Source organism: Streptomyces sp. TLI_171, assembly GCF_003610255.1.
In the GTDB taxonomy this organism is placed as follows: Bacteria; Actinomycetota; Actinomycetes; order Streptomycetales; family Streptomycetaceae; genus Kitasatospora.
In genome coordinates, this window is sequence record NZ_RAPS01000001.1 from 3580854 (window position 1) to 3605548 (window position 24695).

The 24695-nt window shown below is 71.7% G+C and carries 23 protein-coding genes and 1 pseudogene; 9 read left to right on the forward strand and 15 right to left on the reverse strand.

The window, feature by feature from the left end; translation table 11 throughout:
• Positions 1 to 6 precede the first annotated feature (6 nt).
• The 6 genes from kdpB to BX266_RS16380 form a co-directional block, all read right to left on the reverse strand.
• Positions 7 to 2097 (reverse strand): potassium-transporting ATPase subunit KdpB, encoded by a 2091-nt coding sequence (gene kdpB, locus BX266_RS16355; RefSeq protein WP_099900597.1) that lies wholly within the window; start codon positions 2095 to 2097, stop codon positions 7 to 9.
• Positions 2097 to 3758 carry a potassium-transporting ATPase subunit KdpA gene (gene kdpA / locus BX266_RS16360; protein WP_099900599.1) on the reverse strand — a complete coding sequence of 554 codons (1662 nt, stop codon included), beginning with the start codon at positions 3756 to 3758 and terminating at the stop codon, positions 2097 to 2099. The genes kdpB and kdpA overlap by 1 nt, the downstream gene beginning before the upstream one ends.
• Position 3759: 1 nt before the next feature.
• Positions 3760 to 3849: a K(+)-transporting ATPase subunit F gene (gene kdpF / locus BX266_RS16365; protein WP_099900601.1), complete on the reverse strand. Its 90-nt coding sequence runs from the start codon at positions 3847 to 3849 to the stop codon at positions 3760 to 3762.
• A 269-nt stretch (positions 3850 to 4118) separates the two neighbouring features.
• On the reverse strand, positions 4119 to 4961 hold the full coding sequence (locus BX266_RS16370; RefSeq protein WP_099900603.1) for an NAD-dependent protein deacetylase: 843 nt from the start codon (positions 4959 to 4961) through the stop codon (positions 4119 to 4121).
• Positions 4962 to 5104: 143 nt separating this feature from the next.
• A complete protein-coding gene (locus BX266_RS16375; RefSeq protein WP_099900605.1) occupies positions 5105 to 5455 on the reverse strand; it encodes a hypothetical protein in 351 nt (116 codons plus the stop codon).
• Positions 5452 to 5970, reverse strand: coding sequence for a universal stress protein (locus BX266_RS16380; RefSeq protein WP_099900607.1), 519 nt, complete (start codon positions 5968 to 5970; stop codon positions 5452 to 5454). Before BX266_RS16380 ends, BX266_RS16375 begins: the two co-directional genes overlap by 4 nt.
• Positions 5971 to 6151: 181 nt before the next feature.
• Between BX266_RS16380 and BX266_RS16385 the strand changes: the two genes are divergently transcribed.
• A complete protein-coding gene (locus tag BX266_RS16385; protein ID WP_099900609.1) occupies positions 6152 to 6595 on the forward strand; it encodes a universal stress protein in 444 nt (147 codons plus the stop codon).
• Positions 6596 to 6662: 67 nt separating this feature from the next.
• A complete protein-coding gene (locus BX266_RS16390; RefSeq protein WP_099900611.1) occupies positions 6663 to 7853 on the forward strand; it encodes an amidohydrolase in 1191 nt (396 codons plus the stop codon).
• A gap of 60 nt (positions 7854 to 7913) precedes the next feature.
• Here BX266_RS16390 and BX266_RS16395 read toward each other — a convergent pair whose 3' ends face one another.
• Both BX266_RS16395 and BX266_RS16400 read right to left on the reverse strand, forming a co-directional pair.
• Complete coding sequence (locus tag BX266_RS16395; RefSeq protein ID WP_099900613.1) at positions 7914 to 9386, reverse strand: APC family permease; 1473 nt, start codon at positions 9384 to 9386, stop codon at positions 7914 to 7916.
• Positions 9387 to 9427: 41 nt separating this feature from the next.
• The gene (locus BX266_RS16400; RefSeq protein ID WP_099900615.1) at positions 9428 to 10663 is read right to left on the reverse strand and encodes an amidohydrolase family protein; all 1236 of its coding nucleotides are present in this window, start codon (positions 10661 to 10663) and stop codon (positions 9428 to 9430) included.
• A 144-nt stretch (positions 10664 to 10807) separates the two neighbouring features.
• Here BX266_RS16400 and BX266_RS16405 point away from each other — a divergent pair, with 144 nt between their 5' ends.
• Both BX266_RS16405 and BX266_RS16410 read left to right on the forward strand, forming a co-directional pair.
• A complete protein-coding gene (locus BX266_RS16405) occupies positions 10808 to 11464 on the forward strand; it encodes a GntR family transcriptional regulator (RefSeq protein ID WP_099907932.1) in 657 nt (218 codons plus the stop codon).
• A 148-nt stretch (positions 11465 to 11612) separates the two neighbouring features.
• Complete coding sequence (locus BX266_RS16410) at positions 11613 to 12287, forward strand: Crp/Fnr family transcriptional regulator (protein WP_014136744.1); 675 nt, start codon at positions 11613 to 11615, stop codon at positions 12285 to 12287.
• Positions 12288 to 12371: 84 nt separating this feature from the next.
• Here BX266_RS16410 and BX266_RS16415 read toward each other — a convergent pair whose 3' ends face one another.
• The 5 genes from BX266_RS16415 to BX266_RS38645 form a co-directional block, all read right to left on the reverse strand.
• Positions 12372 to 13193, reverse strand: coding sequence for an MBL fold metallo-hydrolase (locus tag BX266_RS16415; protein WP_099900617.1), 822 nt, complete (start codon positions 13191 to 13193; stop codon positions 12372 to 12374).
• A gap of 73 nt (positions 13194 to 13266) precedes the next feature.
• On the reverse strand, positions 13267 to 13452 hold the full coding sequence (locus tag BX266_RS16420) for a hypothetical protein (RefSeq protein ID WP_099900619.1): 186 nt from the start codon (positions 13450 to 13452) through the stop codon (positions 13267 to 13269).
• Positions 13453 to 13545: 93 nt separating this feature from the next.
• Positions 13546 to 14388 carry an NUDIX hydrolase gene (locus BX266_RS16425; protein ID WP_099907934.1) on the reverse strand — a complete coding sequence of 281 codons (843 nt, stop codon included), beginning with the start codon at positions 14386 to 14388 and terminating at the stop codon, positions 13546 to 13548.
• A gap of 132 nt (positions 14389 to 14520) precedes the next feature.
• Positions 14521 to 14985, reverse strand: coding sequence for a RidA family protein (locus BX266_RS16430; RefSeq protein WP_099900621.1), 465 nt, complete (start codon positions 14983 to 14985; stop codon positions 14521 to 14523).
• Positions 14986 to 14987: 2 nt separating this feature from the next.
• Positions 14988 to 15143 (reverse strand): DUF4177 domain-containing protein, encoded by a 156-nt coding sequence (locus BX266_RS38645; RefSeq protein ID WP_014136749.1) that lies wholly within the window; start codon positions 15141 to 15143, stop codon positions 14988 to 14990.
• A gap of 237 nt (positions 15144 to 15380) precedes the next feature.
• On the opposite strand from BX266_RS38645, the gene BX266_RS16435 reads away from it, so the two are divergent.
• Positions 15381 to 16391 (forward strand): ArsA-related P-loop ATPase, encoded by a 1011-nt coding sequence (locus BX266_RS16435; protein WP_099907936.1) that lies wholly within the window; start codon positions 15381 to 15383, stop codon positions 16389 to 16391.
• Positions 16392 to 16405: 14 nt separating this feature from the next.
• Positions 16406 to 17551, forward strand: coding sequence for an ArsA family ATPase (locus BX266_RS16440; RefSeq protein WP_099900623.1), 1146 nt, complete (start codon positions 16406 to 16408; stop codon positions 17549 to 17551).
• Between the two features lie 64 nt (positions 17552 to 17615).
• Here the strand turns inward: BX266_RS16440 and BX266_RS16445 are convergent, their stop codons facing one another.
• Positions 17616 to 17939 carry a WhiB family transcriptional regulator gene (locus BX266_RS16445; RefSeq protein WP_033817598.1) on the reverse strand — a complete coding sequence of 108 codons (324 nt, stop codon included), beginning with the start codon at positions 17937 to 17939 and terminating at the stop codon, positions 17616 to 17618.
• 400 nt (positions 17940 to 18339) lie between these two features.
• Here BX266_RS16445 and BX266_RS16450 point away from each other — a divergent pair, with 400 nt between their 5' ends.
• Positions 18340 to 20553, forward strand: a complete 2214-nt coding sequence (locus BX266_RS16450) for a transglycosylase domain-containing protein (RefSeq protein WP_099900628.1) — start codon at positions 18340 to 18342, stop codon at positions 20551 to 20553.
• A gap of 97 nt (positions 20554 to 20650) precedes the next feature.
• On the opposite strand, the gene BX266_RS16455 is transcribed toward BX266_RS16450, so the two are convergent.
• Positions 20651 to 21106 carry a GatB/YqeY domain-containing protein gene (locus tag BX266_RS16455; protein WP_099900630.1) on the reverse strand — a complete coding sequence of 152 codons (456 nt, stop codon included), beginning with the start codon at positions 21104 to 21106 and terminating at the stop codon, positions 20651 to 20653.
• Positions 21107 to 21128: 22 nt separating this feature from the next.
• Between BX266_RS16455 and BX266_RS16460 the strand changes: the two genes are divergently transcribed.
• Together BX266_RS16460 and BX266_RS16465 are read left to right on the forward strand one after the other, a co-directional pair.
• Positions 21129 to 22643, forward strand: coding sequence for a recombinase family protein (locus tag BX266_RS16460; RefSeq protein ID WP_259464722.1), 1515 nt, complete (start codon positions 21129 to 21131; stop codon positions 22641 to 22643).
• Between the two features lie 299 nt (positions 22644 to 22942).
• Positions 22943 to 24689, forward strand: a pseudogene (locus BX266_RS16465) (N-6 DNA methylase).
• The last annotated feature ends 6 nt before the right edge of the window (positions 24690 to 24695 follow it).

A 24695-nucleotide genomic window follows, 5' to 3' on the forward strand; every position in this document is an offset into this window, starting at 1 on the left:
GGCCTCTCAGCTCAGGCCGGGGATGAACTGGACGATCAGGTCGATGAGTTTGATGCCGACGAACGGGACCACCAGGCCACCAAGTCCGTAGATCCCGATGTTCCGGGCCAGCAGCGAACTCGCGTCGGACGGGCGGTACTTGACGCCGCGCAGGGCGAGCGGGATCAGGCCGACGATGACCAGGGCGTTGAAGACGATCGCCGAGGTGATCGCGGAGGTCGGGCTGTGCAGGCCCATGATGTTGAGGTGGCGCAGGCCCGGGTACACGCCCGCGAACATCGCCGGGATGATCGCGAAGTACTTGGCCACGTCGTTGGCGATCGAGAAGGTCGTCAACGCGCCCCGGGTGATCAGCAGTTGCTTGCCGATCTCGACGATCTCGATCAGCTTGGTGGGGTTGGAGTCCAGGTCCACCATGTTGCCGGCCTCCTTGGCCGCCATGGTGCCGGTGTTCATCGCCACGCCGACGTCGGCCTGCGCGAGCGCCGGGGCGTCGTTGGTGCCGTCGCCGGTCATCGCGACCAGCTTGCCGCCCTCCTGCTCCTTCTTGATCAGCGCCATCTTGTCCTCGGGAGTGGCCTCGGCGAGGAAGTCGTCCACGCCCGCCTCCTGCGCGATCGCCCGGGCCGTCAGCGGGTTGTCGCCGGTGATCATCACGGTCTTGATGCCCATCCGGCGCAGCTCGTCGAAGCGCTCGCGCATGCCCTCCTTCACCACGTCCTTGAGGTGGATCACCCCGAGGACCCGGGCCGCTCCCCCGCCCTCGCGCTCCGCCACCACCAGCGGCGTGCCGCCGGCGCCGGAGATCCCGTCGACCAGCTCCGTCACCTCCGCGCCGACGCTGCCGCCGTGCTCGGCCACCCAGCCGGCGACCGACCCGGCCGCGCCCTTGCGGACCTGGCGGCCGTCCACGTCGACGCCGGACATCCGGGTCTGCGCGGTGAACGGCACCCAGACGGCGTGCGCCAACTCGCCCTGGGCGCGGGCCCGCAGGCCGTACGCCGTCTTGGCGAGGACCACGATCGAGCGGCCCTCCGGGGTCTCGTCCGCGAGCGAGGACAGCTGCGCGGCGTCCGCCAGCTCCTCGACGGGAACGCCCGGTGCGGGGCGGAACTCGGCGGCCTGCCGGTTGCCGAGGGTGATGGTGCCGGTCTTGTCCAGCAGCAGCGTGTTGACGTCGCCGGCGGCCTCGACGGCCCGGCCGGACATGGCGAGCACGTTGCGCTGCACCAGCCGGTCCATGCCCGCGATGCCGATCGCCGAGAGCAGCGCGCCGATGGTGGTCGGGATCAGCGCCACGATCAGCGCCACCAGCACGATCGTCGACTGCGGGGCGCCCGCGTAGGTCGCCATCGGCTGGAGCGTCACCACGGCGATCAGGAACACGACGGTCAGCGAGGCCAGCAGGATGTTCAGCGCGATCTCGTTCGGCGTCTTCTGCCGGGCCGCGCCCTCCACCAGGGCGATCATCCGGTCGATGAAGGTCTTGCCCGGCTCCGAGCCGATCTTCACCACGATCCGGTCGGACAGCACCTTGGTGCCGCCGGTGACCGCGGACCGGTCGCCGCCGGACTCGCGGATCACCGGAGCGGACTCGCCGGTGATCGCCGACTCGTCGACGCTGGCCACGCCCTCCACCACGTCACCGTCGCCGGGGATCACCTGACCGGCCTCGACCACCACGTGGTCGCCGAGCCGCAGCGCCGTGCCCGCGACCTCCTCCTCGGTGTCACCCGCGGGCCAGTCGACGAGCCTTCGGGCGACCGCCTCGGTCTTGGTCTTGCGCAGGGTGTCGGCCTGCGCCTTGCCGCGCCCTTCGGCGACGGCCTCGGCCAGGTTGGCGAACACGGTGGTCAGCCAGAGCCACGCGGTGATCGCCCAGGCGAAGACGGACGGGTCGGCGATCGCGGCGACGGTGGTGACCACCGAGCCGACCTCGACCACGAACATCACCGGGTTCTTCACCATCACCCGGGGGTCGAGCTTCTTCACCGCGTCCGGCAGGGACGTGGCGATCAGCTTCGGATCGAGCAGGCCACCGGAGGCCCGGTGCGGCGCCTGCTGGGCGGGCGCGGGTTCAAGCGTGCTGGTGGACATCAGTGGAGACCTTCTGCGATCGGCCCGAGGGCCAGGGCCGGGAAGTAGGTGAGGCCGACGACGATCAGCACCACACCGGAGAGCAGTCCGACGAACAGCGGCTTGTGCGTGGGCAGGGTGCCCGCGCTCGCCGGCACCGGCTGCTGCCTGGCCAGCGAACCCGCCAGCGCCAGCACGAACACCATCGGCAGGAACCGTCCGAACACCATCGCCAGACCCAGCGCGGTGTCGTACCAGGTGGTGTTCACCGTGATGCCCGCGAACGCCGAACCGTTGTTGTTCGCCGCGGAGGTGAACGCGTACAGCACCTCGGAGAACCCGTGCGGGCCGGAGTTCAGCATCCCCGCCCGCTCACCGGGCAGGGCGATCGCCGTGCCCGCGCCGATCAGCACGATCGTCGGCGTGGTCAGGATGTACAGCGAGGCGAACTTCATCTCCCGGCCGCCGAGCTTCTTGCCCAGGTACTCCGGGGTCCGGCCGACCATCAGGCCCGCCACGAACACCGCGACGACCGCCAGGATCAGCATGCCGTACAGGCCGGAGCCGGTACCGCCGGGCGCGATCTCGCCGAGCATCATGTTGAAGATCGTCAGACCGCCGCCGAGCGGCGTGAACGAGTCGTGGAAGGAGTTCACCGCGCCGGTCGAGGTCAGCGTGGTCGACGCCGCGAACAGGCTCGACCCCGCGATCCCGAAGCGCTGCTCCTTGCCCTCCATCGCCGCCCCGGCCGCCTGCAGCGCGCTGCCGCCGTGCCCGGCCTCGAAGAAGGTGATCAGCGTCGCCGACGCCACCCAGAACAGGCCCATCACCGCGACGATCGCGTAGCCCTGGCGGTGGTCGCCGACCATCCGGCCGAAGGTGCGCGGCAGCGAGAACGCGATCACCAGCAGCAGGAACACCTCCAGCAGGTTGCTGAAGCCGGTCGGATTCTCGAACGGGTGGGCCGAGTTGGCGTTGTAGAAGCCGCCGCCGTTGGTGCCCAGCAGCTTGATCGCCTCCTGCGACGCCACCGGCCCGCCCGGTATCGACTGCTGACCGCCCGTCAGCGTGGTCACCTGGTGGAAGCCGTGGAAGTTCTGCACCACCCCGTTGGCGACCAGCACCAGCGCGAAGACGACGGACAGCGGCAGCAGCAGGCGCAGCGAGATCCGGGTCAGGTCCACCCAGAAGTTGCCGACCCGGTCCGTGCGGTTGCGGGTGAACCCGCGGATCAGCGCCGCCACGATCGCGATGCCGACCGCCGCCGAGACGAAGTTCTGCACCGCGAGGCCCGCCATCTGCACCAGGTGGCCCATCGCGGCCTCGCCGCTGTACGACTGCCAGTTGGTGTTGGTGGTGAACGAGATCGCGGTGTTCCAGGCCTGGTGCGCCGCCATCTCCGGCACGCCCAGCGACAGCAGCAGGTGCGTCTGCAGCCGGACCAGCCCGTACAGGAACAGCACCGAGAGCGCGGAGAACGCCAGCACCGACCGCAGGTACACCGGCCACCGCTGGTCGGCGTCCCCGTCCACCCCGACGACCTTGTAGAGGCCGCGCTCGATTCTCAGGTGCCTGGCGGAGGTGAGCAGCCCGGCGACGTAGTCGCCGAGCGGGCGGTAGCAGAGGGCCAGTGCGCCGACCAGGGCGAGCGCCTGCAGCCACCCGGCAAGAGTGGAGCCCATGTCAGAACTTCTCCGGGTGGATCAGCGCGAGGACGAGGTACCCGACCAGCGCGGCGGCGACGATGAGACCAACGACGTTCTCGGCGGTCACAGCTTCTCCACCCCCCGCGCGATCAGGGCGATGACGGCGAACACGGCAACCGTGACGCCGACGTAGATCAGGTCTGACATGGCATCCACCAAGGTGGCTCGGACGAGGGCCCGCGGATTTCGCCGGCATGGTGAGCCAACCAGCGGATTTGACCGCTTCTACGGTTCCTGACGCCCCCCATACGGCCGCCCTCGCCGCCTTGACGCCCCTTTGACACCCCCGCCCGGGCAGTCCCGTCCCGCCGGGCCGCCGCGGTGGATCCGGTCCGGCTAGGCGGCGGTCCGGGCGGCCAGGGTGGTGAGGGTCTCGCCGAGGGGGCGGTCCAGGCGGACGGTGGCGAGGTCGTCGCCGCGGGTGGCGCCGCGGGTGACGATGGCCACCGGCTTGCCGGTCTTCGCGGCGTGGCGGACGAACCGCAGGCCGGACATCACCGCGAGGGAGGAGCCGAGGACCAGGAGGGCGCGGCTCTCGTCGACCAGGCGGTAGCAGAGTTCCACCCGGGGCTTGGGGACGCTCTCGCCGAAGAACACGACGTCGGGCTTGAGGATGCCGCCGCAGGCGGTGCAGTCGGCGACGGTGAAGGAGTCGACCAGGTCGTCGGGGAGCTCGACGTCGCCGTCCGGGTTGATCCGGGAGCCGGCGTCGTGGAAGGCCGGGTTCAGGGCGGCGAGGCGGACGTCGAGCGCGGCGCGGCTGCTGGACGCGGCGCAGGTCAGGCAGACGACGCGGTCCAGTCCGCCGTGCAGTTCGACGGCGTCCGGCGTGCCGGCGGCGCGGTGCAGGCCATCCACGTTCTGGGTGATCACCGCCGAGACCCGGCCGGCCTCGCGCAGCCGCGCCACCGCGAGGTGGCCCGCGTTCGGACGGGCGCCGGCGATCACGCCGCGACCGGCGTGGCTGCGCGCCCAGTAACGGCGGCGGGCGGGCTCCCCCGCGACGAACTCCTGGTACGTCATCGGCGCCCGGTTCCGCCGGATCCCGTCCGGCCCCCGGTAGTCCGGGATCCCCGACTCGGTCGACAGCCCGGCCCCGCTCAGCACCACGACGCCCCCGCCCGCGAGCAGGTCGGCCACCGCGGAGATTCCGTCGTCGTGCGCAGTCATGCCTTCCATTGTCCCCGCTCCCCGCCGAAACCGGACGGGCGCGAACGGCTAACGGCCCGGGCAGTGCCCCCACGCACCACCCGGGCCGCCCCCGGTTGCGGAAGCCCTGGCCCCCACAGCCCGAACTCCCGCCGTCTCCTTTGTACTTCTGTTTACGGCCGATGCAGAAGCCGTGTGCGGATCTTTCTGTCCGGCAGGCTCGCCAGCAGAGCCGCGCCCGCGAAGAACGCGAACCGGCCGGTCTCGGTCGCCCACCCGTTCCAACCGAGTTCCGCGTGCCGGTGTTCCACGAATCCGTTGTGGAACAGCCAGGCGGCCAGGCCGACGGACGCCGCGGCGGCGGGCCGGGAGCGGGCGCCGAGCGCCCAGCAGCCCGCGGCGTAGGCGGCGGTCGGGAGCCAGCCGTCGCGCAGTTCCCCCAGCAGCGCGAGGGCGAGCGTCAGCCCGGCGCCGCCGGCGAGGGCGACGGCGGTGGCGGGCGCGACGGACAGCCGGGTGGTCACCGGCGGCCCTCAACCAGTTCGCGCAGCTCCGCGTCGACCCGACGCGCACTCAACCCGCGCAGATCCAGGGCGAGTTCCGGTCGCGGGACGACCAGCACCGGGCAGCCGGCCCGGCGCAGGCACTGCGTGCCGACGGAGCCGCGCAGGCCACGGTGCAGCCAGGAGCCGGAGGGGCCGAGCACCAGCAGGTCGGTGGGCCGGCCGGCGGCGGCGAGCAGGACCGGGGCGGTGCGGCCGCGCACGGTGCGGGCGGCCAGCGGGACGCCCGGGTCGGCGCCGCCGAACGCTTCGGTCATCGCGTCGGCGAGGCAGGCGGTGGCGGCTTCGCGGACGGCGGCCAGCAGCGGCGGGCAGGGCGAGCGGCGGTGGCCGAACTCGCCGCTGGGCGGCTCCCAGGTGTGCAGGGCCAGCACCTCGCCGCCCGACCGCCGGGCTTCGGCGACGGCGCGGTGCAGGGCAGCGAGGCTGCCGAGCGAGCCGCTCACCCCGACCACGACACGCATCCGCTGGGGCATCACGTCCTCCGTCCTGGTGCGACGCGGGCCCCTCGGCCGGCGTCGGCTCCCAGCACACCGCCCGGCACCGGCCCCGCGCGCGGCCTTGACGCCCCCTGACGCCCACCGCCCTTTTCCCGACGCCGCCTTGACGGGTGCCGGGCGTTCACTGGACTGGGGGGACAACGAGGAGGAGACGGCGATGGAACGCACCGTGGAGTTCCGGGTGGTGGTCGGCGTGGACGGCTCGCCGGCGAGTCTGGCGGCGCTGCGCCGGGCCGTCGCGGTGGCGGCGGCCCGCGACGCGGTGCTGGTGCCGCTGCTGGCGGGGCGGCCGGCCGGCCGTGCGGCCCGTCGGCTGCTGGACGCGGCGCTGCGGGCGGCGGTGGACGGCTGGCCGGGCGGGGTGCTGGTCCGTCCGGCGGTGGTTCCGGGGCCGGCCGGGCCGGCGCTGGTCGCGGCGGTGTCCGGCCCGGCCGACCTGCTGGTGCTGGGCGCGCCGGGGCGTCCGCGCCGCCCGCACCGGCACGGCGACCGCGCCGCCCGGTACTGCCGGGCTCACGCGCCCTGCTCGGTGCTGACCGTCGCCGCACCGCCCGCCGAGGCAGCACTGACCGCCAACTCGGCTTATCTGCAACCGAGTTGACTTGGAATACCGGAACCGGATTGGTTGATCCCGGAAAGCCTTTCAGCACCTCTCCGGGAGTGACACGATGCACGCCACGCTGTTCCGCCAGGTCCGCCCGTTCGGCGGCCCGGTCACCGATCTGGTCGCCGTGGACGGCCTGCTGGCGACCGGGCTGCCGACGGGCGTCAGCCCCGCGGTGGTGGAGGGCGGCGGGCGGATCGCGCTGCCGACGCTGGTGGACGCCCACATCCACCCGGACAAGACCGGCTGGGGCGAGCCCTGGTACAGCCGCCGCCCGGCGGGCAGCCTGCCCGAGTACGTGGCGGGCGACGTCGACCTGTACCGCCGCCGGCGCACCCCGCTCGCCGAGCGGGCGCACCGCCTGCTCGCGCACGCCGTGACCCGCGGCACCCGCGCCGTCCGCGCGCACGTCGACGTCGCGCCCGTGTACGGGCTGGCGGGCGTGACGGGCCTGCGGGAGGCCGCCGCGCGGCTGGCGGGCCGGCTGGACGTGCAGTCGGTGGCGTTCCCGCAGCACGGCGTGCTGCGCACCCCGGGCGTGGCGGAGCTGCTGACCGAGGCCGCCCGGGAGCGCCTGGTGGACGCGGTCGGCGGCATCGACCCGGCCGGGTTCGACGGCGGCAGCGCGGACGGCCGCGAGCAGCTCGACCTGCTGTTCGGCCTGGCCGAGCGGTACGGGGTGCTGCTGGACGTCCACCTGCACGACCGCGGAGCGACCGGTCTCGGCCCGCTGCGGGCGCTCGCCGCCCGCACCATGGCGGCGGGGCTGCAGGGCCGGGTGACGGTCAGCCACGCGTTCTGCGTGCCGGAGCTGGCCGGCGCCGAACTGGACGCGCTGGCCGAGCTGTTGGCGACGGCCGGGATCGCGCTCACCACGGTCGCCCCGTCCGCGCACCAGGTGCTGCCGTTCCGCGAACTGCGGGCCAGGGGGGTGCGGGTGGGCCTCGGCTCGGACGGGGTGCGGGACTCCTGGAGCCCGTACGGCAACGCCGACATGCTGCACCGCGCGCACCTGCTGGGCTGGACCACCGACGCCCGCACCGACCGGGACCTGACGGACTGCCTGGAGCTGGCCGCGCACGGCGGCGCCGAGCTGCTGGGCCTGCCGAAGGCGGACCTGGCGCCGGGCTCGCCCGCCGACTTCCTGCTGGTGGACGGCGAGTGCACCCCGCAGGTGGTGGTCGACCTGCCGGCCCGCGACCTGGTGGTGAAGGCCGGCCGGGTGGTCGCCGAACACGGCGCGCTCGTCGACTGACGCCCGCCGCAACGGCGGTGGCGCCCGGCGACCGGGCCCCACCGCCGTCCGCGCGCCCGCTCAGTCGCGTTCGACATCGACCTCGGTCAGCCGGGCGAACCGCTCCGGGTCGGTGCGCCGGATCCGCCGGGCGACCAGCCAGCCGAGCGTGCCGACCACCGGGAGCGGAACCAGCAGCAGCCAGTTCACCAGGCCCGAACGGCCGGTCAGCAGATCGAAGTTGAAGAGCGCGAGCACGGTGAGCACGGCCAGCCCGGCGGCCGCCAGCAGCGGCGCCCAGACCACCCGGAACGCCGACAGCCCGCGCCGGTCCCGGCGGAAGAACGCGTACACCGCGACCGCCGCCAGCCCCTGCATCACCATGATGCCGAGCACGCCGACGCTGTTCGACCAGAGCAGCACCACCAGGTACGGGTCGACGGCGAGCACCGCGCCCAGGCCCACCACCAGCGCGTTGAACACCGACTGCACCAGCACCGCCGCCCCCGGCGACCCCGTGCGCGGCGTCACCCGGCCGAGCCGGCGCGGCAGCAGACCCTCCCGGCCGAGCGCGTACAGGTAGCGGGCCGCCGCATTGTGGAAGGCCAGCGCGGAGGCGAACGCCGAGACGATGATCAGCACGTGCATGGTGTCCGACAGCCACAGGCCGACGAACCGCTCGGCGGCCCGGAAGGTCAGGTCGGGACCGCCGTCCGCGCGGGCCTGCGCCACCGCCTCGTCGGTGCCGTAGGCGCCCATCACGATCCAGGTGCCCAGGGCGTAGAACACCGCCAGGAAGCCGATCGCGACGAAGGTCGCCCGCGGCACGGTGCGGGCCGGGTCGCGGGCCTCCTCGGCGTAGATCGCGGTCGCCTCGAAGCCGGTGAACGCGCCGATCACCAGCACGAACATGCCGGCGACGCCGGCCTGGGTGAGCAGTGAGGGGTCGAAGGACGCCGGGTCCAGCGCGGCCGTCCCCCGGTCGGCCAGCACCCCGCCCTCCATCAGCAGCAGCGACAGCACCTCCAGCACCAGGGCCACACCGAGCACCTTCGCCGACAGCGTGACCTTCAGCCAGCCGAGCACGCCGACCACCAGCACGCACGCCCCGGACAGCAGCCACCAGGGCACGTGCGCGCCGGTGCGCTGCTCGATGTGCCCGGCCGCGAAGTACCCGAACGCGGCCGCCACCCCCGGGGTGATCAGGTTGTAACTGACCACCGCCACATAGGCGGTGACCACCCCGAGGGTCCGGCCCAGCCCGCGCGCCACGTACGCGTAGAACGCGCCGGCGTTGCGCACGTACCGGCTCATCGCGGTGAACCCGGCGGCGAACAGCACCAGCAGCGCGCCGGAGATCAGGTACGCGGCGGGCGCGGACGCCCCGCCCACGCCGATCGCGAACGGGGCGATCCCGGCCAGCACGGTGAGCGGAGCGGCCGCGGCGACCACGAAGAACACCAGGTCGGTCGTCCCGATCAGGCCCTTCGCCAGCCGGTCCGGCGGCTCGGCGGCGGGCGGTCTGTCGGTGGCCGGGGAAGCGGGGAGGGTCATGGTGGGGGGTCCTTCCGAACAACGGGGGGTGTGGGGACGCCTCAACGAGCGGGCGCGGTGGGCCCGTTCAGGCGGTCGAGGACGGTGCGGCCGCGGTGCAGCACCAGCAGCCGCTCGGGGTGCGCCGCGACCGCCTCCGGCACCGAGTGCGCGGCGATCGCGACCAGGTTCGCGGGCCGCCCGACGGCGATGCCGTACTCGGCGACGCCCAGTGCCCTGGCGGCATCGGCAGTCGCCAACCCGGCTGCCAGCTGCAGTTCCTGATTGGTCATCAGCTCGGCCTGCAGGCCGATGATCGTGGTCCGCTCCAGCATGTCGGCGGTGCCGTACGGCCACCACGCGTCGCGGATGTTGTCCGAGCCGGCGAACACCAGCACGCCCAGTTCGTGCAGGCGCAGCACCGGCGGCATCGACCTGGCCGGGCCGTTGGTCAGCACGGCCACTCCCGCCCGCGCCAACGCCTGTGCGGTCCGGTCGAGTTCGCGGTCCTCCAGCTGACCCAGGCAGTACGCGTGACTGACCGCCACCCGCCCGCCCAGTCCCAGCGCCGCGGTCCGCGCGGCGATCGCCCGGAGCTGCGCCGCGCCCTGCGGGCCGCCGTCGTGCAGGTGGATGTCCACGCCCGCGCCGTGCCGCTCGGCCAGGCCGAACACCACGTCCAGCTGGCCGTCCACGTCGCCGTCGAACCCGAACGGGTCCAGTCCGCCGACCAGTTCGGCGCCCTCGCGGAGCGCCGCGTCCAGCAGCTCGGGCACCCCGGGCTCGGCGACCACGCCGCTCTGCGGGAACGCCACCAGCTGCACCTCGATCAGCTCCCGCACCCGCTCGCGGGCCTCCAGCACGGCGTACAGGTGGTCCAGCCCGGTGTCCGGATCCACGTCCACGTGCGAGCGGACGAAGCCGGTGCCCAGGGCCGCCATCCGCCGGGCCAGCGCCTCCGCCCGGTCCACCACCGGGACCCGGGCCGCCACCTCGCGGCGCAGCGTCCGCTCGGAGGCGATCTGCTCCCGCAGGTTCGCGGTGGCCCGGTGCGGCTGCCAGGGCGCGCCGAGGAAGGTCTTGTCGAGGTGGGCGTGCCCGTCCACCAGCGCCGGGAGCAGCAGTGCCCCGTCCAGCGCCAGCTCGCCCGGCGCGAGCGCCGCGGTCCGCTCGCGGCCGGGCGGCACGGGGGCCAGCCCGGCGATCCGGCCGTCCGAGATCCGCAGGTCGGCGCGGGTGCCGTCGGGGAGGGTGGCGTCCAGCAGCAGGTGCGGGCCTGGTGTCGGGCGGGCGCTCACGGGCGGTTCTCCTCGGCTCGGCGACGGCGGGTGAGCGGTCAAGGTATCTGGTATACCGAATACCAAGCAAGAGATGTCCTGGCCCGATCTGGAATGATCAGGACCCTGCCCGCGCCGTCCGCCCGCTGCCGCCTGGAGCTCCCGATGACCGACACCCCCGGCGACGCCCACCAGTCGCTGGCGGACCTCGTCTACCTCCGGCTCCGCGAACGGATCATCGAGGGCGAGTACCCCTCCGGGCAGCGCCTGGTCGAACGGGAACTCGCCGACGGAATGGGTGTCTCCCGGATCCCCGTCCGCGAGGCCATGCAGCGCCTGGAACGCGAGGGCTTCCTCACCGTCCAGGCCCGCCGCGGCGCCGTGGTCGCCGACTTCGGGCCCGCCGACGCCGAGCACTTCTTCGCCGTCCGGGAGTCCCTGGAAGCCCTCGCCGCCAGCCTCGCCGCCCAGCACGCCACCGCCGCCGGCGTCCGCGACCTCGAACGCATCCTGGTCCGCACCCGCAAGGCCGCCGAGGCGGGACGCCTGCGCGAGACGGTCAGCCTCAACGCCGACTTCCACCGGGAGATCGTCACCCTCTCCGGCAACCCCCTGCTCCGCGACATGATGGCCCCGCTGGACGGCCGCCTCCGCCGCCTGTTCCGCCTGACCACGGACGCCGACAGCGGCCTGCCCATGTGCACCGAGCACCAGCAGCTGCTCGACGCCATCAAGGCCCGCGACCCCGAAACCGCCGCCACCCTCGCCCGCCAGCACGTCGCCGGCACCCGCGCCTTCGCCCTGCGGACCCTCGGCGACTGACGCCGCACACCGCTCCGGCTCCCACCCCAACTGCGCGAATGGCCGCGTAGTCCCCACCCCGGCGCACCCCCTCCTCATATGATCGGAGCGACATGCGTCATCCTTGGTGGTGAAGTAGCACTGCCCAGACACCAGCAGGAGGAAGCTCGTGGACGACGTTCTGCGGCGCGCCGCGCTGTTCGCGGCACTCGACGACGACCAGGCTGCCGAGCTCCGCGCTTCCATGACCGAGGTGACGCTCGCCCGCGGTGAGTCGCTGTTCCACGAAGGCGACCCGGGCGACCGGCTCTACGTCGTGGTCGAGGGCAAGGTCAAGCTGCACCGCGCCTCGCCGGACGGCCGCGAGAACATGCTCGCGGTGCTCGGCCCCAGCGAGATGATCGGCGAACTGTCGCTGTTCGACCCGGGCCCGCGCACCGCCACCGCCACCGCCCTCACCGAGGTCAAGCTCCTCGGCCTCGGCCACGGCGACCTGCTCCCGCTGCTGCACGCCCGCCCCGAGGTCTCCATCGCGCTGCTGCGGGCCATCGCCCGCCGGCTGCGCCGCACCAACGACGTGATGTCCGACCTGGTCTTCTCCGACGTCCCCGGACGCGTGGCCAAGGCCCTGCTGGACCTCTCCCGCCGCTTCGGCGTCCAGTCCGACGAGGGCATCCACGTCGCCCACGACCTCACCCAGGAGGAGCTGGCCCAGCTGGTCGGCGCCTCCCGCGAGACGGTCAACAAGGCGCTCGCCGACTTCGCCGGCCGCGGCTGGCTCAAGCTGGAGGCCCGCGCCGTCGTCCTCCTGGACGTCGAACGCCTCTCCCGCCGCTCGCGCTGAACCCACGACGCAACCGCGCCCGACCGCGCCGACGTGCACCCGGGCGCGGTTCCGCGTTCCCGGGCCCGGACGGGTCCGGCGGGCCTAGATCAGGCCACGGTCTTCCAGGTAGGTGAGCTGCGCGTGCACCGAGAGCTCGGCGGCCGGCCAGAGGGCGGGGTCGACGTCCGCGTAGACGCGGGCGACCACCTCGTGGGCGGTGCGGCAGCCGGCTTCGACGGCGGTCTCGACCTGCGCGAGGCGGGCCGCGCGGTGGGCGAGGTAGTAGTCGACGGCGCCGAGGGCGTCGGCGAGGACCGGCCCGTGGCCGGGCAGGACGGTGCGGACGCCGTGCTCCGAGGCCATCGCGTGCAGGCGGCGCAGCGAGTCGAGGTAGTCGCCGAGGCGGCCGTCGGGGTGGGCGACCATGGTGGTGCCGCGGCCGAGGACGGTGTCGCCGGTGAGGATCGCGCCGTCGGCCGGCAGGTGGAAGGTCAGCGAGTCCGAGGTGTGGCCGGGGGTGCCGACCACCCGGAGGTCGAGGCCGCCGATGTCGAGCCGCTGGCCGCCGTGCAGGCCCTCCTCGCCGAGCCGGTGCGCCGGGTCGAGGGCGCGGACGTCGGTGCCGGTGAGTTCGGCGAACCGGGCGGCGCCTTCCGCGTGGTCGGCGTGCCCGTGGGTGAGCAGGGTGAGGGCGATCCGCTTGCCCTGCTGTTCGGCGGTGCTGACGACCCGTCGCAGGTGGGCCTCGTCGAGCGGGCCGGGGTCGACGACCACGGCCAGGTCGGAGCCGGGTTCGGAGAGCAGCCAGGTATTGGTGCCGTCCAGCGTCATCGCGGACGGGTTGGGGGCGAGCACGCACTGGGCGCGCGGGGTCGCGACCCCGCCGACGGTGTCGGCGGGGTCGCCCGGAAGCAGACCGCTCACGCGCCCGCCTCGCCAGCGCTCGGCAAGCGCTTCGCGCACGCGCACCTCATGATGGTGAGCTCACTCCGTTCGCTCATGCGGCGTCCGCCTCGGCCCGACTCAGTCGTCGCAGCGGGAGGGGCCGCACCAGCGCCCGGGTCAGTTCACGGACGAGCGTGCGGGTCTCGCCGGACGCGGTGCCGTCGCAGGCGGCGACGCGGGGGGTGAGGATGCGGGCGGGCATGGCCGAGGTCCGGCGAGCCACGTCGTTGTGGGTCATCGGAGGTCTCCTTCCGGGTGTACGCAGTCGTTGTCGGTTACTGGGAAAGATACGGCTCGACGGGTGCCGGGCGATCGTTCCGGGGGAAGGTTCTCATGCCGGGAACACGCCGTCGATAGTCAGCTCGTCGTACCCCGACCAGCGAACTGTCATGCGTTCACCGGCCAGCTCGGCCCGCCCGAGCACCGGCGTGACCTTGCGGTCCGCGGCGGCGGCCAGCGCCTCGGCCGCGGTCCGCACCGGGAGCAGTTCGCGCAGCACGGTGACGGTCGGCGGCAGCATGCCGAACTCGCTCGCGGCGAAGCCCGCGACGGCGTCGGCGGGCGTGAGCCAGGCGACCCGGTCGGCCTCCCCGACGGTGTCGGCGGCGGCCTGGCCGGGCGGCAGCGCGGCGACGAAGAACCAGGTGTCGAAGCGGCGTTCCTCGAACTCGGGGGTGACCCAGCGGGCCCAGGCGGCCAGCAGGTCGCTGCGCAGCACCAGCCGGTGCTCCGTCAGGAACTCGGCGAGGGACAGCTCGTGGGACTCCAGTGCGGCGCGTTCGGCGGCCCAGTCCCGGGCCTCGACCAGGGTCTGCGCGTCCGGTCCGGCCAGCAGGACGCCGGCCTCCTCGAAGGTCTCCCGGACGGCGGCGCAGACCACCGCGCAGGCGGTCGCCTCGTCCACGCCGAGCCGCTCGGCCCAGTCGGCGGTGGACGGCCCGGCCCAGGGCGGCCGGACCTCGCGGTCGCGCGGGTCGACGCCGCCACCGGGGTAGGCGTACATGCCGCCGGCGAAGGCCATCGTGGTGCGCCGCCGCAGCAGGTAGGCCTGCGGGCCGGCCGCGCCGTCGCGCAGCAGCACCACCGTGGCGGAGGGCTTGGCCGGGGCGGGAGTGAGCTCCCCCGCGGCCAGGGCGCGGATTCGGGCGGGCCAGGACGGCGGCATCTGCGGCATGTTCACGGATGTTAACCGGCGGCGCGCCGCACCGGAACAACCGTCCCGGCTGCGGGCGGAGCACCCCGCCCCGCCGACGTGCAGGGGGCCCGCCACCGCGAACGGCGACGGGCCCCGCGGGGCCGGCCGGGATCAGTCCCGGATCCGGACCATCAGCTCGACCTCGACCGGCGCGTCCAGCGGGAGCACCGCCACGCCGACGGCGCTGCGGGCGTGCACGCCCTTGTCGCCGAAGACCTGGCCCAGCAGCTCGCTGGTGCCGTTGACCACGCCGGGCTGGCCGGTGAAGTCGGGGGCGGAGGCGACGAAGCCGACCACCTTGACCACCTGCTCGACCTTGTCCAGGTCGCCGATCACGGACTTCACGGCGGCCAGCGCGTTCAGCGCGCAGATCTGCGCGAGCTCCTTGGCCTCCTCGGCGGTGACCTCGGCGCCGACCTTGCCGCTGGAGCGGAGCGTGCCGCCGACGAACGGCAGCTGCCCGGAGGTCATCACGTAGTGGCCGGTGCGCACCGCCGGAACGTACGCGGCCACCGGGGCGGCGACCTCGGGCAGGGTCAGCCCGAGCTCGGCGAGCTTCTGCTCGACCTTGCCCATGACTACTCCTTCTCCCGCTTCAGGTACGCCACCAACTGCTCCGGGTTCGGCCCGGGGACGACCTGGACGAGCTCCCAGCCGTCCTGGCCCCAGGTGTCGAGGATCTGCTTGGTGGCGTGCACGAGGAGCGGCACGGTGACGTATTCCCACTTGGTCATGGGGGTGACTCTAGCCGCCCGGGGCGGTGTGAGGTGGCACACAAAGCGGGCATGATTCGCCCCGGGCGCCGGGATGCTCCCGGCATCCGGCGCGCTCGCTGGTTACCCTCGCGTTGAGGGGCACCTCGGGCGCCCGCGGAGAGCGACGGACGGAGAGCGGGCGTGGCGGGCACCAGCGGCACGGCGGAGCCGACCGAGCAGGCGTCGCCGCCGGAGCCGGACTGGGAGGGCGTCAGGCTGCACGTGGTCAGCGGGAAGGGCGGCACCGGCAAGACCACGCTGGCCGCCGCGCTGGCCCTGGCACTGGCCGCCGAGGGCGGCCGCACCCTGCTGATCGAGGTGGAGGGCCGGCAGGGCATCGCCGAGCTGTTCCAGATCGCCGCGCTGCCGTACGAGGAGCGCCGGGTGGCCACCGTGACGCCCGCTCAGCTCGGGCTGCCGGGCAAGGGCCACGGCGAGGTGCACGCGCTGGCGATCGACACCGAGCAGGCGCTGCTGGAGTACCTGGAGATGTTCTACAAGCTGGGCCTGGCCGGGAAGGCCCTGCAGAAGGTCGGCTTCGTGGACTTCGCCACCACCATCGCCCCGGGCGTGCGCGACGTGCTGCTCACCGGCAAGGCCTGCGAGGCGGCCCGCCGCAAGGGCCCGGACGGGCGGCGGCGCTACGACGCGGTCGTGATGGACGCCCCGCCGACCGGGCGGCTGACCCGCTTCCTGAACGTCAACTCCGAGGTGGCGGGCCTGGCCCGGATCGGGCCGATCCACACCCAGGCGCAGGCGGTGATGCGGGTGCTCCGCTCGCCGGAGACGGCGGTGCACTTCACCACCCTGCTGGAGGAGATGCCGGTGCAGGAGACGGTGGACGGCATCGCCGACCTGCGCGAGGCCGGCCTGCCGGTCGGCGGGGTGCTGGTGAACATGGTGCGCCCGCCGATACTGGACGCGGCGGCGGTGGAGGCGGCGCACGGCGACCACCGCGAGGAGGTGGCGCTGGCCCTCGGCGAGGCCGGGCTGGGCGGGCGCTCGCGCAAGCCGGAGACCGTGCGGGCCAACGTCGACCCGCTGCTGGACCCGCTGCTGGAGCAGGCCAGGGAGCACTCGGAGCGGGTCGAGCTGGAACGCGTCCAGCGTGCCGATCTGCAGCAACTGCGGCTCCCGACCTACGAGTTGCCGCTGCTCGGCGAGGGCGTGGACCTGGCCGGGCTGTACCGGCTGGCGGGCGAGCTGAAGCGGCAGGGAGCGGCGTGACGACAGGGAGCGGCATGACCGGGCTGGACATCGACACCCTGATCGACGACCCGGCGACCCGGATCGTGGTGTGCTGCGGGTCCGGCGGCGTCGGCAAGACCACCACCGCCGCGGCGATCGGCCTGCGCGCCGCCGAACGCGGCCGCCGCGTCGTGGTGCTGACCATCGACCCGGCCCGCCGGCTCGCCCAGTCGATGGGCCTGACCGAGCTCGACAACACCCCGCGGGTGGTCAAGGGCACCGCGGGCGACGGCGAACTCCAGGCGATGATGCTGGACATGAAGCGGACCTTCGACGAGGTCGTGCTGGCCCACGCGGAGCCGGGCCGGGCCCGGGCGATCATGGAGAACCCGTTCTACCAGTCGCTGTCGGCCGGTTTCGCCGGCACCCAGGAGTACATGGCGATGGAGAAGCTGGGCCAGCTCCGCGCCGAGGACCGCTGGGACCTGATCGTGGTCGACACCCCGCCGTCCCGCTCCGCGCTGGACTTCCTGGACGCCCCGAGCCGGCTCGGGTCCTTCCTGGACGGCCGGGTGATCCGGCTGCTGACCACCCCCGCGAAGGTCGGCGGGCGCTCCGCGATGAAGTTCCTCAATGTCGGCATGGGCCTGCTCACCGGCACCCTCGGCAAGATCTTCGGTGCCCAACTACTCACCGACGTGCAGACGTTCGTCACCGCGATGGACTCGATGTTCGGCGGGTTCCGGGAGCGCGCCGACCGCACCTACCAGTTGCTGAAGGCCGAGGGCACCGCGTTCCTGGTGGTCGCCGCCCCGGAGCGGGACGCGCTGCGGGAGGCCGCGTACTTCGTCGACCGGCTGGCCGCCGACGCGATGCCGCTGGCCGGGCTGGTGCTCAACCGGGTCCACTCCACCGGCGCGCCGCAGCTCACCGCCGAACGCGCGCTGGCCGCCGCCGAGGCACTGGACGAGAACGGCACCCACTCCGCCGGCGTGGAGGCCGAGACGCTGGCCGCCGGGCTGCTCCGGCTGCACGCCGAACGGATGCAGATCATGTCCCGGGAACGCCGCACCCGCGACCGCTTCGCCTCGGTCTACCCGGACGTGCCGATCGTCGAGGTGCCCGCCCTGCCCGGGGACGTCCACGACCTGGACGGACTGCGGGCCATCGGCGACCGACTCGGCTCCCCCACCGAGTGATCCGACGGCCCGCTCACCCTTGGCCCTGCTACTTCCCTTGCCTACCGAGCTTCTTGACGGAGCGTCAGCCTGCCTGGGCGTAGTCCCGCAGGATCACCCCGGTCGCCAGCGACTCCTCGTACTCGGTGCGCGCGGTCTCCAGCAGCCTGCGCCAGGACCCCACGGTCGGCCGCCGGCGCAGCAGCGCCCGCCGCTCGCGCTCCGTCATTCCGCCCCAGACGCCGAACTCGACCCGGTTGTCGAGCGCGTCCGCGAGGCATTCGGTGCGCACGGGGCACCCGCTGCACACCGCCTTGGCGCGGTTCTGCGCCGCCCCCTGCACGAACAGTTCATCCGGATCGCTCGTGCGGCACGCCGCCTGCGCGCTCCAGTCGTCCACCCAGCCCATCCCGGCGCCGTCCTCTCCCGATTCGGGGCTCCCCCACGGCGGCAACGGCATATTCACCGTTGCCAGTTGAGGACGTTACGGAAGAACGGCACGGCGCAACAGCCCCTGTGGGCCCAATCTCGAATGACCCGATCGGACTATGGGTGTCCAACAGCTCACTCGTTGGAGTGATTGCAGGTCGGGGGCCTTGCCGGGGTCGAATGGTGCGCTTTCGTCACGGTGTGCCACGACCGCCCGCCGCAGGCCCGCCCGGATCGCGGGCAAAATACCGCGAATCGGACAAAGCTCATCACTCACAAGAGTGATGATGATGAACAGAGCGAAGCTGTCGCAGTTCTGTGACAAGCGTAGGCGAACACCTGCCCCCCTGTACGGGATTCCGAGACGTAGGGTTCTCCACATGGCACCTACGCGATCTACCGGCTCCGCACTGGACATGGCGGGCCACGGCGTCAAGTTCCTCGGCGGTTCGATCCTGGCCGGAGTCCTGGTCGCCGGTATGGCACTGCCCGCCGTCGGCGCGTTCGGCCTGACCGCGAAGGACACCGCGGAGTCCTTCGACAACATCCCGGACGACTTCAAGACGCCCACCCTCTCCCAGGCGTCGATGATCTACGACGCCAAGGGCGGCCTGATCGCCAAGGTGTACGACCGCGACCGCACCATCCTGACGGCCGATCAGATGGCCCCGGTGATCCGGCAGGCCCAGGTCGACATCGAGGACGCCCGGTTCTACGAGCACGGCGCGGTCGACCTCAAGGGCGTGCTGCGCGCCGCCACCAAGAACGCCGAGGCCGGCACCACCGCCCAGGGCGCCTCCACGCTCACCCAGCAGTACGTGAAGAACGTCTTCGTCGAGCAGGCCGGCGACGACCAGCAGGCGTTCCTCGAGGCGACCAAGAAGAGCCTGGGCCGCAAGATCCAGGAACTGAAGTACGCCATCAAGTTGGAGGAGGACCTGAGCAAGGACCAGATCCTCACCAACTACCTGAACATCACCTTCTACGGCCACCAGGCGTACGGCATCGAAGCCGCCGCCAACCGCTACTTCAGCAAGAGCGCCAAGGACCTCACCATTCCCGAGGCCGCGATGCTGGCCGGCCTGGTGCAGAACCCCTCGGCGTACGACCCGGTCGCCCACCCGCAGGCCGCGCAGACCCGCCGCAACACGGTGATCAACAAGCTGCTGGAGTACAAGCACATCTCGCCGGACGACGCCAAGGCCGCGCTCGCCGCGCCGCTCGGCATCAAGTACTCCGAGCCGCAGAACGGCTGCATCACCGCGCAGAACGGCATGGGCTTCTTCTGCGACTACGTGCGCCACGTGATCAAGCAGGACCCGGCGTTCGGCAAGACCTCCCAGGATCGGCAGAAGCTGTGGTCCCAGGGCGGCCTGAAGATCTACACCACGATCGACCCGGACAAGCAGGCCGCCATGTACAACGCGGTCACCAAGAAGGTCTACGTCAACGACCCGGTCTCCGCCGCCGGCACGATGATCAAGCCCGGCACCGGCGAGATCCTGGCGATGGCGCAGACCCGCCCGTACGGCCTGGACGAGAGCAAGAAGCAGACCGTCCTCAACCTGAACGTCGGCTCCGCGATGGGCGGCGGCAGCGGCTTCTCCCCCGGCTCGACCTTCAAGCCGATCATGGCCGCGGCCGCCCTGGAGTCCGGGACGCCGATCACCCAGGAACTCCCCTCGCCGTACAAGATGGACTACCCCAAGATGACCACCTGCGAGGGGACGGTCCACGACCCCAAGCCGGTGCAGAACGAGTCCCAGTCCGAGGTCGGCCCGTTCAACCTGCAGGTCGCCATGCAGAAGTCGGTCAACACCTACTTCATCCAGCTGGAGGAGCAGGTCGGCCTCTGCCCGATGAAGCAGATGGCCGACAAGCTCGGCGTCGGCACCCTGGCCAACGGCAAGGCCATCCAGGAGGTGCCCTCCATGGTGCTCGGCACCCAGGAGGTCAGCCCGCTCCAGATGGCCAGCGTGTACGCGGCCTTCGCCGCCCGCGGCCTGTACTGCTCCCCGGTCGCGCTGAGCTCCGTGATCGGCTCCGACGGCAAGAAGATCGACGTGCCGAAGGCCAACTGCAACCAGGCGATGTCCCAGACCACCGCGGACGGCGTCAACACCCTGCTGCTCGGCGTGACCGAGAAGGGCACCGGCTCCGCCCTCGGCCTGGACGACGGCCGCCAGATCGCCGGCAAGACCGGCACCACCGACGAGCGCTACGCCGCCTGGTTCACCGGCTACACCCCCGAACTGGCCACGTCGGTCTGGCTCGGCGGCGTCGGCGGCAACGTCTCGATGAAGAACATCACCATCGGCGGCAAGTACCGCTCCGCGGTCTACGGCGCCGACGGCCCCGGCCCGATCTGGCAGAAGGCGATGAACGACGCGCTGGACGGCACGCCCGTCACCCGCTTCCAGACCGTCAACATCCCGGCCCCGCAGCCCACCACCAGCCCGACCGACGGCGCCACGCCGCCCTCCGGCGACAACGCCCAGGGCGGCAACGGCTGGCCCAACGGCGGTGTCACCGGCGGCTTCACCATCCCGCCGGGCGTGATCGGCGGGAACACCGACAAGCCGGGCCGCCACTAGCCCGTAGCGCCGAGCAGTCAGCACGAAGCCGCCCGTCAGGAGGATTCTCCCGGCGGGCGGCTTCGTCGTGTCGTGGGGTCGCGGGGCCGACGGGGCGTCAGCCGGTCAGCGCGGCCTTCACGGCGGCAGCCACCCGGCCGCCCTCCGCCTTGCCCTCGACCTGCGGGCGGACCAGCTTCATCACGGCGCCCATGCCCTGCGGGCCGCTCGCCCCGGACTCGGCCACCGCGGCGGCCACGATGCCCGCCAGCTCCTCGTCCGACAGCTGCGCCGGCAGGTAGCCGTCCAGCACCTCGCCCTCGGAGCGCTCGCGCGCGGCCTGCTCGGCACGGCCGGCACCCTCGAACGCCTCCGCCGCCTCCCGGCGCTTCTTCGCCTCCTTGCCGATCACCTGCAGCACCTCGGCGTCGGACAGCTCCTTCTTCTGCTTGCCCGCCACCTCCGCGCTGGTGACCGCGGCCAGCGTCAGCCGGAGGGTGGACGAGCGCAGCTCGTCCCGTGCCTTGATCGCAGCCGTGAGGTCCTCCTGCAGCTGCTCCTTGAGCGTAGTCATATCTTCTTCATATCCTTCAGCCGTGGACGATCTCAACCAGTTTTCGCAGTTTCCGCAGGTCAGCCGGGACGAGATCCGGGCGCGCAAGCTCGCTCGGATGACGGAAGCCACCGGGGTCGCAAGGCGCTCCCGGGCCGACTGGGCAGGCGAGTCAGCAGCGATCTACTGCCGGATCTCCCACGTCAACGACGAGGATCAGACCGGCGTCGAGCGCCAGGAACGAGTATGCCGTGACATCGCCGAGCGGCTGGGGCTGACCGTCCAGGACGACCACGTGTTCGTGGACAACAACCGGTCAGCCTGGAAGCGGGACCGGAAGCGGCCCGGATGGAACGCCCTGCTCGACGAGGCCCGGGAGGGCGGCGTCCGGCACATCCTGACCTACCACCCGGACCGCCTCATGCGGCAGCCCCGCGACCTCGAAGAGCTGCTCCAGATCTCGGACGATCACGACATCACCCTCCACGGCGAGGCCAACCAGCGGAACCTTGCCGACCCCGACGACCGCTTCTTCCTGCGGATCGAGGTCGCCCACGCCTGCCGGTCCAGCGATGACACGTCCCGTCGGCTCAAGACGGCGTTGATCGAACGCGCCCAGGACGGCAAGCCCCACACAGGCAAGCGCCGCTACGGGTACGACAAGAGCGGGACCACGATCATCCCGGCCGAGGCCGAGATCGTGCGAGAGATTTACGAGCGCTACCTGAACGGCGACACGATCACCACCATCGCCCGCGATCTGAACGGCCGGAAGCTACCAACCGCGCTCGGAGGCGAGTGGAACGCCGCCAACGTGACCGTCGTGCTGCGCAGCCATCACGTGGCCGGACTTCGCGTCTTCCGCGGTGAGGTCATCGGCGCTGGTGAATGGCCGGCCATCATCGCCCGAGGGCTGTGGGACGAGGTGCAGGAGCGCCGTACGCTGCGCGCTCCGGCCGGGCACGGCAAGCAGGCTCCCAAGCGGTACTACCTTCTGCGGGGCATCGTCACCTGCAAGAAGTGCGGCACCCACATGAAGGGCAGCGGGGGCAAGTACCTCTGCAACCGCGGTTCCCGTGTCGACTCCAAGCGGTGCTACCGGACTGTCAGCGCTGGGCCGCTGGAAAGCTTCGTCAGCGACGCTGCGATCAGGCTGCTCACCAAGCTGGACGTGACCGGGCGGGACACGGCAACCGTGATCTCCGACACGGACCGCGCGGCTCTCGATGCCGACCGCCAGGAGCTGACCGAACTGAAGGACATGTGGGAGAAGCGCGAGCTGACCACTCGCGAGTACCGGCAGATGAAGAAGCAGGTGGACGACCGGATCAGCGCGGTGGAACGAAAGGCTGTGGTGCGGCCGGCAGTCGAGATCCTGGAAGGGCTGGTCGGTTCCAACACCAAGACGAGTTGGAAGGCGCTGGAGGAGGCCGAGGACTTCGCCCGGATGAACGCGGTGCTGCGGTTCCTGTTCGCCGCCGTGATCATCGGAGACTCGCACGACCGCAAGAACCGCCTGGACTACGGCCGCGTCAACATCGAGCCGAACCCGCTCTGAGCTTGCTCAGCCGTCCCGCCGTTCCCGCTGCCGGACAATGCCATGCTCCGGGCGATCCTCGGAAGCGCCATCGTGTCTTTCCACGACGGTGGAGCCCCAATAGAGGAGACCATCCGGCACACAGCTGTCCATGGCTGGAACGAAGGCTATCCAGGGCGAGGACGAGTGCCCCGGCTGCGACTCACGAGGCGAACCTCCGAAGACCGGCAACCGGGGCTGACCCCGCCGAACGTCAGACGCTGACGGCCTCCTCTGGCAGAGTGGTCGCCACCATTAGGCAGAATTTCGTGAGGAACCTTGTGAGCGCGCTCGGTAGCTTCATCTGGTCGATTGCTGACAAGCTTCGGGGCCCCTACCGCCCCAACCAGTACGGGACAGTCATCCTCCCGTTCACCATCCTGCGGCGGCTCGACTGCGTGCTCGAGCCGGATCGAGCCGTAGTACGGGAACTGGCTGCGCGGTACGAGAACCCGAACCGGCTCAAGGTCGAGGTCAAGAAGCTCACAGGACGGCAGTTCTACAACACCTCCAACTACGGCTTCGCGAACCTGCTGGCCGACGCAGACGGGCTGGCGGACAACCTCGCCGACTACATCGACCGGTTCTCCAGCGACGTAGACGTGTTCGAGTACTTCGACTTCAAGAAGGAGATCCTGGCTCTGGAGAAGGCCGGACTCCTACGCGAGATCGTCCAATCCTTCAGCAACGTTGACCTTCATCCCGAAGTGGTGTCCAACTCGGACATGGGCGATGCGTTCGAGTACATCATCCGCAAGTTCAACGAGGCCGCGAACGAGACCTCCGGGGACCACTACACGCCACGCGACGCGATCCGATTGTTGGTTGACCTGCTCTTCGCGGACAAGGATGTCGACCTCTCCGAGGGCGACATCATCCGGTCGCTGTACGACCCCACCGCCGGCACCGGCGGCATGCTCTCCCTGGCTGAGGAGCACCTGCTCGCACACAACCCCGGGGCCAAGTTGGCTCTGTACGGCCAGGAGTACAACCCGCAGTCGTACGCCATCTGCAAGTCCGACCTGCTCGCCAAGGGCCACGACACGACGAACATCGCCTTCGGGAACACCCTCACCGAGGACGCCTTCGAGAACCGCCAGTTCGACTACTGCATGTCCAACCCACCCTACGGAGTGGACTGGAAGCAGTACGCCAAGGCGGTGCAGGAGGAGCGCGCCTCGGCCGGCCCATACGGCCGCTTCGCACCGGGCCTCCCAGCCACCTCCGACGGTCAGATGCTCTTCCTGCTGCACCTGGCCCACAAGATGCGCGCCCCGGAAGACGGCGGCGGTCGGGTCGGCATCATCATGAACGGGCTCGCCCCTGTTCAACGGTGCCGCCGAGTCCGGTCCCTCCAACATCCGCCGATGGCTGATCGAAAGCGACCTGGTCGAGGCGATCATCGCGCTGCCGACCAACATGTTCTTCAACACCGGCATCGCCACATACATCTGGATCCTCGACAACACCAAGCACCCCGACCGCCGGGGCAAGGTCCAGCTCATCGACGGCACGTCGTTCTGGACCAAGATGCGCAAGAACCTCGGGGCCAAGGGGCGCGAGATCAGCGACGCCGACCGCGCCGAGGTCGTGCAGTTGTACGCCGACTTCGAGGCTGCCGACCCTGACCTCTCCAAGGTGCTGCGCAACGACGAGTTCGGCTACTGGACCATCACTGTCGAACGTCCTCTGCTCGACGAGGACGGCAAGCCTGTCGGCGACCGCAAGGGCAACCCGAAGCCTGACTCGAAGAGGCGTGACACCGAGAACGTGCCCTTCACCTACAGCGGCTCAGTTGCTGGCGCGGAAGGGCTGCGCGAGGTCGTCCAGGGGTACTTCGACGCCGAGGTGAAGCCACACGTACCGGACGCCTGGATCGACTGGTCCAAGACCAAGACCGGCTACGAAATCCCCTTCACCCGCCACTTCTACCAGTACATTCCGCCTCGACCGCTCGCCGAGATCGACGCAGACCTGGAGAAGCAGGTTGCCAAGATTCTCGATCTTCTCCGCGAGGTGGAACAGTGATCACAA

Coding starts and splice junctions, on each gene's coding strand:
- BX266_RS16425 (WP_099907934.1), bottom strand. CDS start 14,388: ATGCCGCAGATGCCGCCGTCCTGGCCCGCCCGAATCCGCGCCCTGGCC.
- BX266_RS16445 (WP_033817598.1), bottom strand. CDS start 17,939: ATGGGCTGGGTGGACGACTGGAGCGCGCAGGCGGCGTGCCGCACGAGC.
- BX266_RS16440 (WP_099900623.1), top strand. CDS start 16,406: ATGACCGGGCTGGACATCGACACCCTGATCGACGACCCGGCGACCCGG.
- BX266_RS16405 (WP_099907932.1), top strand. CDS start 10,808: ATGACCGACACCCCCGGCGACGCCCACCAGTCGCTGGCGGACCTCGTC.
- kdpA (WP_099900599.1), bottom strand. CDS start 3,758: ATGGGCTCCACTCTTGCCGGGTGGCTGCAGGCGCTCGCCCTGGTCGGC.
- BX266_RS16380 (WP_099900607.1), bottom strand. CDS start 5,970: ATGCCCCAGCGGATGCGTGTCGTGGTCGGGGTGAGCGGCTCGCTCGGC.
- kdpB (WP_099900597.1), bottom strand. CDS start 2,097: ATGTCCACCAGCACGCTTGAACCCGCGCCCGCCCAGCAGGCGCCGCAC.
- BX266_RS16450 (WP_099900628.1), top strand. CDS start 18,340: ATGGCACCTACGCGATCTACCGGCTCCGCACTGGACATGGCGGGCCAC.
- BX266_RS16455 (WP_099900630.1), bottom strand. CDS start 21,106: ATGACTACGCTCAAGGAGCAGCTGCAGGAGGACCTCACGGCTGCGATC.
- BX266_RS38645 (WP_014136749.1), bottom strand. CDS start 15,143: ATGACCAAGTGGGAATACGTCACCGTGCCGCTCCTCGTGCACGCCACC.
- BX266_RS16390 (WP_099900611.1), top strand. CDS start 6,663: ATGCACGCCACGCTGTTCCGCCAGGTCCGCCCGTTCGGCGGCCCGGTC.
- BX266_RS16420 (WP_099900619.1), bottom strand. CDS start 13,452: ATGACCCACAACGACGTGGCTCGCCGGACCTCGGCCATGCCCGCCCGC.
- BX266_RS16395 (WP_099900613.1), bottom strand. CDS start 9,386: ATGACCCTCCCCGCTTCCCCGGCCACCGACAGACCGCCCGCCGCCGAG.
- BX266_RS16385 (WP_099900609.1), top strand. CDS start 6,152: ATGGAACGCACCGTGGAGTTCCGGGTGGTGGTCGGCGTGGACGGCTCG.
- BX266_RS16430 (WP_099900621.1), bottom strand. CDS start 14,985: ATGGGCAAGGTCGAGCAGAAGCTCGCCGAGCTCGGGCTGACCCTGCCC.
- BX266_RS16370 (WP_099900603.1), bottom strand. CDS start 4,961: ATGGAAGGCATGACTGCGCACGACGACGGAATCTCCGCGGTGGCCGAC.